Consider the following 1,951-nt stretch of genomic DNA (forward strand, 5'->3'; position numbering starts at 1 on the left):
GAATACGATCGCGCGGGCCGCGCAGCGGTTCGGGCGGGGGCGGCAGGTCGACGCCCAGGTCGCGCAACCGGTCGTAGGCGTCGCCGATCGCCGGGCGGGTCTGTTCGATCAGGTCGCCGACCGGGTCGACCCCCTCCACGTCCATGCCGTTCATGTCGACGGGTTCGTCCTCCTCGACCACCGGGTCGACGACGATCGGGATGTTGAGCGCGGACATCATGAACTGGCGCCAGATCTGCGCCGGGATGCCGCCGCCGTGGAGGCCCGGGTTGGGCGAATTGTCGTCGTTGCCGACCCACACGCCGACCACCAGATCGTTGGCGAAGCCGATGAACCACGCGTCGCGCCCGCTCTGGCTGGTGCCGGTCTTGCCGAACGCCTGCACCGGCAGGTTGGCGTCGCGCCCGGTGCCGCGGATCGAGGAGCCGAGCAGCGTGCGCATCTCGTCGCGGATCTTGCCGGGCATCGCGGTGTCGCGGCCCGCGATCGCCTCGTACCAGCTGGCGTTGCGGTTGCCCTCCACCCCGCGCGGCACGACCGGGTAGCGGCCGCCGGCGATCGCGGCATAGGCGGCGGTCAGTTCGAGCAGCGACACCTCCGACGTGCCCAGCCCGATCGTCGCCTCGTTCGCGATCGGGGTGGTGATGCCCAGGTCGCGCGCCGCCTTGATGACGTTGCGCACGCCGACTTCCTGCGTCAGCCGCGCGGCGACGACGTTGGAGGAGCGGGCGAAGGCGCGCTGGAGCGTGATCGGCCCCAGATAGCGGCCGTCGTCGTTGCGCGGCTTCCACCCGGCGATCTCCACCGGCGAATCGTCGCGCACCGTGTCGGGGGTGAGGCCCGCGCGCATTGCGGCGAGATAGACGAACAGCTTGAACGTCGATCCCGGCTGGCGCTTCGCCTGGACCGCGCGGTTGAACGGGCTGGCGCGGTAATCGCGCCCGCCGACCATCGCCACCACCTCGCCATCCGGCTTCATCGCGACCAGCGCGGCCTGCATCCGGCGCAGCGAGGCCTGGCGCACCACCCGTTCGGCGGTGCGTTGCAACTTGGGGTCGAGCGTGGTGCGCACCGTCGCGTCGGTGCCGGCATCGCCCGCCACCTCGCGCGCGGACGGCAGCACCCAGTCGGCGAAATAGGTGCCGGTCGGCAAGGTCTCGGGCCGGTCGGCCAGCACGCGCTGCGGCTGAACCGCGTCGGCCTGCGCCTTCGTCAGGAAACCGGCGTCGACCATCGCGCCGACCACCACCGCCTGGCGCGCGCGCGCGCCCTTCAGGTTGCCGGTCGGGGCGAGCCGCGACGGCGCCTTCACCAGCCCGGCCAGCATCGCCGCCTGACCGACGTTGAGCCGATCGGGGGTTCGCCCGAAATAATGTTTCGCCGCGGCGGTCAGGCCATAGACGTTGTCGCCGAAATAGACGTTCGACAGGTAGCGCGACAGGATCTCGTCCTTGGTCAGCCACGCTTCCAGCCAGAAGGCGATCATCACCTCACGCAGCTTGCGCGCGGCGGTGCGATCCGAATCGAGGAAGGCGTTCTTCGCCAGCTGCTGCGTGATCGTGCTGCCGCCCTGGCGCACCCCGCCGGAGCCGAGATTGGCGAAGGCGGCGCGCGCGATGCCGCGCGGGTCGATCCCCCAGTGCGAATAGAAGCGGCGGTCCTCGATCGCGATGAACGCATCGCGCACATGCGCGGGCAGCTTCGCGGCATCGACCGGCGTGCCGATGATCGCGCCGCGCCGCGCGATCGGCGTATTGTCGGCGGCGGTCAGCGTGATCGAGGGCGGGGTGGGCGGCTTGAGCGAGCGCGACAGCGGTGCGGTGACCGCCAGCCAGATCACCGCAAGGACGAACAGCACGATCCCCGCCGCCGCGCCGCGCACGATCCATTTGCCCGCGCCGGCGAAGCGGCGGCGACGCGGCGGGAGCGGGGGCGGCGCGCCGTCCCAGCC

Annotated in this window: 1 protein-coding gene; it reads right to left on the reverse strand. The window is 71.6% G+C overall.

All coding sequences use genetic code 11. The features are described from left to right. A partial coding sequence (locus AX685_RS09995; RefSeq protein ID WP_066488121.1) for a transglycosylase domain-containing protein occupies window positions 1-1,951 on the reverse strand: 1,951 nt, incomplete at both ends.

Source organism: Sphingomonas sp. CCH9-F2, assembly GCF_001556735.1.
In the GTDB taxonomy this organism is placed as follows: domain Bacteria; phylum Pseudomonadota; class Alphaproteobacteria; order Sphingomonadales; family Sphingomonadaceae; genus Sphingomonas; species Sphingomonas ginsenosidimutans.